At 68.7% G+C, this 4,936-nt stretch carries 5 protein-coding genes; 2 read left to right on the top strand and 3 right to left on the bottom strand.

Features of this window, described 5'->3' with window-relative positions:
- Positions 1-178: 178 nt before the first annotated feature.
- The 3 genes from AC1D2K_RS29835 to AC1D2K_RS29825 form a co-directional block, all read right to left on the bottom strand.
- Positions 179-1,093 carry an SDR family NAD(P)-dependent oxidoreductase gene (locus AC1D2K_RS29835; RefSeq protein WP_478093445.1) on the bottom strand — a complete coding sequence of 305 codons (915 nt, stop codon included), beginning with the start codon at positions 1,091-1,093 and terminating at the stop codon, positions 179-181.
- Between the two features lie 182 nt (positions 1,094-1,275).
- A complete protein-coding gene (gene gshA / locus AC1D2K_RS29830) occupies positions 1,276-2,853 on the bottom strand; it encodes a glutamate--cysteine ligase (protein WP_478093443.1) in 1,578 nt (525 codons plus the stop codon).
- A gap of 209 nt (positions 2,854-3,062) precedes the next feature.
- Entirely contained in the window at positions 3,063-3,725 is a 663-nt protein-coding gene (locus AC1D2K_RS29825) for an alpha/beta hydrolase (protein ID WP_478093441.1), read from the bottom strand.
- Between the two features lie 136 nt (positions 3,726-3,861).
- Here AC1D2K_RS29825 and AC1D2K_RS29820 point away from each other — a divergent pair, with 136 nt between their 5' ends.
- Positions 3,862-4,512 carry a glutathione S-transferase gene (locus AC1D2K_RS29820; RefSeq protein ID WP_478093439.1) on the top strand — a complete coding sequence of 217 codons (651 nt, stop codon included), beginning with the start codon at positions 3,862-3,864 and terminating at the stop codon, positions 4,510-4,512.
- 26 nt (positions 4,513-4,538) lie between these two features.
- The coding region (locus AC1D2K_RS29815; protein ID WP_478093437.1) for a DUF2817 domain-containing protein at positions 4,539-4,936 on the top strand (398 nt) is incomplete at its 3' end.

Raw genomic sequence — 4,936 nt, 5'->3', positions numbered from 1 at the left:
GCGTGTGGTCGCTGCCCCCCGAGGGGGCCGCAGGCCGCCTTGGGGCGGCCCGGCGCCGGCCTGAGCCCCCACGCTCCCCACTGCGTGTGGTCGCTGCCCCCCGAGGGGGCCGCAGGCCGCCTTGGGGCGGCCCGGCGCCGGCCTGAGCCCTCAGCCCTCAGCCCTCAGCCCTCAGCCCTCAGCGCCGGCCCGCGTTCGCCATCGCCTTGCCGACCTCGTTGCTGCCTTGCGCCGCGCCGCTCTGCGGCACGATCTCGCCGGCGCGGTCGGTCACTTCGGCCAGCCGCTGCGCGAGTTGCTCGGGTGCGTCGGCGCCCAGGCCGATCCAGGCGCCCTGGGTCAGCGTGACGTGCGCCGCCTCGAAGGTGCCGGCACCGGCGCACAGGATGGTTCGGTTGGGTGCGTCCTGCGCCGCCAGCACCAGCATCGCGGGCACCACGGCTTCGGGCTTCAGCGCCTCCAGGACCGCCTCGGGCATCAGGTCTTCGGTCATGCGGGTGGCGGCGGTCGGCGCCAGGCAGTTGACCCGGATGTCGTTCTTCGCGCCCTCGATCGAGAGCGTCTGCATCAGGCCCACGAGCGCCAGCTTGGCGGCGCCGTAGTTGCTCTGGCCGAAATTGCCGTAGAGGCCGGAGGACGAAGTCGTCATCACGATACGGCCGTACTTCTGCTCGTTCATGAGCGGCCACACCGCCTTGGTGCAATGGACCGCCCCCATCAGGTGGACGTCCATCACCAGCCGGAAATCGGCCAGCTCCATCTTGGCGAAGCTCTTGTCGCGCAGGATGCCGGCGTTGTTGACCAGGATGTCGACCCGGCCCCAGGTCTCGACGGCCTGCGCCACCATGGCCTGCACTGCCTCGAAGTCGGTCACCGAGGCGCCGTTGGCGATCGCCTCGCCGCCCGCCGCCTTGATCTCGTCGACCACCGCCTGGGCGGCGCTGACCGAGCCGCCGGAGCCGTCGCGGGCACCGCCCAGGTCGTTGACCACGACCTTGGCGCCACGCGCCGCCAATGCCAGCGCGTGCTGGCGGCCCAGGCCGCCGCCGGCCCCGGTGACGATGGCCACACGGCCCTTGAATTCGATGCTCATGCTTTCGTCGCTTTCAAAAAAAATGTTGCTCGCCCCACTCCGTCAGGGGGTGTGTGTGTTTTCGGCTGTGCGCAGCGCGCCCGTTCGGGAGCCGCGGCGGAACCGGCTTTGCCGGGCCGCTGCGCGGCGCCCCCTGCAAGGGGGTGGGCGGCTACACGCAGTGAGCCAACCTGGGGGTGGGCTCACAGTTCGGCGCGCTGGCTGATCGGTGCCGGCGGCGTTTYGGCCCAGTGGTTCTTGAATCCGAGGCGCGCCGGGGAGACGTATTGCTCGCGGTAGATCTCGAACGGCATGCTGTCGCTGGCTTCGATGCGCTTCTGCGCCTCGATCGAGGTCTGCGTCATGCGCTCGAACTGCGCGCGCAGGTCGTCCGGGAACGGCAACGCGAGCAATGCTTCGCGCGTTTGCTCGGACCGGGCGCGCACGAAACCGACGAAGGAATCATCGTGCGCCTTCATCGCCTCGAGCACCCTCGCCGACGGCAGCACGGCCGGATCGCGCAAGGCCGCCTCGGCCGCGCGCACCGCCTCGGCGTGCTGCGTGCCGCCGTGCGCCGCATCGAGCGCGGCAGCGATCGGCACGAACTGCTCCAGCAGCTCGGCACCCCAATCGGTCAGCGTGGCGTCGCGCCCGGCGCGCCGCAGTTGCAGGCCGGGTTCGCGCCCGCGCGCGGCCGTCAGGTGCTGGTTGTGCGCCAGGTCGGCGATCTCCTCGTGGGTGTCGGGCGGGCTGTCGGTCAGCAGGCAGTGCAGCAGGAAGACGTCGAGGAATCGCATGGTCTGGGCATTGATGCCGACCGGCTCGAAGGGGTCGAGGTCCATCAGCCGCACCTCGACGTATTCGACGCCGCGCTCGCGCAGCGCATGCAGCGGGCGCTCGCCGGGGTAGATCACCCGCTTCGGGCGGATGGTGCCGTAGAACTCGTTCTCGATCTGCAGCAGGCTGGTGGCGAGCTGGTTGTAGTCGCCGCCCAGATTGCGGATGCCGATCGCCTCGTAGGCCGGCCAGGGCCGGGTCAGTGCGTCCTGCAGCGAGGCGCCATAGCCGTCAAGGCTGTTGTAGCTCACGGCCAGCGAGGCCTGCGCCTCGCTCTGGTAGCCCAGCCGGCCCATGCGCAGCGAGGTGCCGTGCGGCATGTGCATGCTGCCCTCGCCCAGCGGCAGCAGCTCGTGCGGCCGGCCATCGACGAAGCTCGAACACAGCGCCGGCGAGGCGCCGAACAGGTAGAGCAGAAGGAAGGCGTGGCGGCGGAAGTTGCGGATCAGCGCGAAGTACTGCTCGCTCGACACGTCGGGCAGCGACCAGTTGTAGTGAATGCCCGAGATGGTCTGCATGCGCCGCCCGTAGCGGTGGCTCAGGCCCATGCGGTAGACGCTCTTGGCGCGTCCGACATTGGACGAGCCGTAGCGCCCGATCGGAATGGTTTCGTCGGGGGGCAGGCCGCAGGGCATGCTCGAGACCCAGAGCCGTTCGTCGCCCGCTTCGCCGAGCACGCGGTAGGTGAACTGGTGCACCCGCACCAGTTCCTCGAGAGCCGCCTCGACGCCCGCATGGGCGCCAGTGATGAGTTCGAGCTGCGACTCGCTGAAATCGGTCGTGATGTGCGGATGCGTGAGCGCCGAGCCCAGCGCCGCGGGATGCGGCGTCGGGGCCAGCTTGCCATCCGGTTGCGCCCGCAGGCTTTCCTTCTCGATCCCGCGCCGCGCCCCCCGGAGCCGCGCGGGCGAGAGCGCGTCCAGGCGCTCCTTGAAGTTACTCATTTAGTTATCACCCATCGTTCTTTGGTGGGGACGGAAGGTAGCATGCCGAAAGAAATGTTGCTCGCCCCCAGGTTGCCCGGCACTTCGTGTCCGGGCGCCCACCCCCTACCGGGGGCAACACCTGCGGCCCGGCGAAGCCGGTTCCGCGGTGTTTCACCAAGGGGCCTGGCTGCGCCGGCCGGGATCAGGTCAGGTCAGGTCAGGTCAGGTCAGGCCAGGACGCGGAGGAGGAATTTATTGAGGTCGGCGATTTCTTCCATGCAGACCGAGTGCTCCATCGGGTAGTCGTGCCATTCGACGCCGTAGCCCAGCGCCTGGAGCGCATCGCGGCTCTGCGTGGCGCGCGCGATCTGGACCACGCCGTCGCGCAGGCCATGGGCCTGGAAGATCGGCGTCTTCTGGTTCGCCGGATGGCGCTCGGCGGCCGTCGTCGCGGCCAGCGGCAGGTAGCCCGACAGCCCGACGATGCCGGCGAGCGTTTCTGCATGGCGCAGGCCGGTCATGAAGGCCATGGCGCAACCCTGGGAAAAGCCGGCGACCACGATCCGCGCGGCCGGGATGCCGCGCGCCTTCTCGTTGGCGATCAGTGTCTCGATCGACGCCTGCGATYGGCGCAGGCCCGCCTCGTCCTCTCGCTTGGCCAGGTCCGGACCCATGATGTCGTACCAGGCGGGCATCCGGTAGCCGCCATTGATGGTGACCGGAATCACGGGTGCGTTCGGGAACACGAAGCGCACCGGGCCGACAGGGCCCAGGTCGAGTTCGTTGGCGATGGGCACGAAGTCATTGCCGTCGGCGCCCAGGCCGTGCATGACGATGACGGTGGCCGTCGGATTCGGGGCGGTTTCGATTTCGATGGGTGGATTTGACATGGCTCCGAAGTTACCGCAGAAATCGACCCCGCCTCCGACAGGACGGCCACCTGGCTGCCTTTCGGAAAACCCGTCGCCGCTCGCTCCGCCAGCGCCGACCGGCAAAATGGCGTCATACCAACGACTGGAGACACTCATGTTGACATTGATCGGCTTCGCAGCCAGCAACTACTACAACAAGGTCAAGCTCGCACTGCTTGAGAAAAACGTGTCCTTCGACGAGGAACTGGCGTGGATCGGCGAAACCGACCTGGCCGCCTCGCCGCTGGGCAAGGTGCCCTACCTGCGCACCGACCAGGGCATGCTGTGCGAGTCTGCCGCGATCAACGAGTAYATCGAGGCGGCCTACCCCGAAACCCCGCTGCTGCCGGCCGACCCCTATGCCGCGGCCAAGGTGCGCGAGCTGACGCTCTACCTCGAACTGCACCTCGAGCTGGTGGCGCGCAACCTCTACCCCGAAGCCTTCTTCGGCGGCAAGGTCAGCGAGGGCCTCAAAGAGAAGATCGGCAAGCAGCTAGAAAAGAACATCGCGGCTTTCGGCAAGCTTGCGCGCTTCGACGCGCCGTTCATCGCCGGCGACCAGTTCACGCTGGCCGATTGCGCCGCGATCACCCACCTGCCGCTGGTCGCCGGCGCGACCAAGATCATCTACGGCCGCGACCTGCTGGACGAGGCGTTGCCGGCCGCACGCGGCTACCTGAAGCGCATGAACCAGCGGCCGCATGTCGTTGCGGTCAACGCCGACCGCAAGAGCAGCACCGAGACGATGCTCAAGCGCTACGCCTGAACGGCAACGATTTCTCGAGGACCACGATGCACAGCTCCGCAGCCACCCGCCATTTCTCGGGCACCTACGCCGAGGCCCGGCGCAAGTTCCTCGACGCCGCCGCCGAACGCGGCGCGGCGGTCGAATCCTTCGTGCTCGAAGCGCATCGCGGCGCGCTCGGCGAGACGCTGGCCACCGACGTGGCGCGGGTCGGCGCGCCGGGCGCCGCCAGGCTGCTGATCGTCAGCTCCGGCACGCACGGCCCCGAAGGCTTCTGCGGCTCGGGCTGCCAGGTCGCGACGCTCCACGATGCCGACCTGCTGGCGCGGCTTGCACAGGGCGGTATCGCGCTGCTGCTGGTGCACGCGGTCAACCCGCACGGCTTCTCGCACCTGCACCGCACCAACGAGGACAACATCGACCTGAACCGCAACCACATCCCTTT

The organism is Variovorax sp. P1_H12_2 (assembly GCF_056405335.1).
The sequence above is the reverse complement of the archived record's forward strand: the minus strand, read 5'-3'. Positions and strand labels throughout refer to the sequence as shown.

Bases quoted from the DNA above. Each gene is read 5' to 3' on its own strand.
- AC1D2K_RS29835 (WP_478093445.1), bottom strand. From the start codon at position 1,093: ATGAGCATCGAATTCAAGGGCCGTGTGGCCATCGTCACCGGGGCCGGC.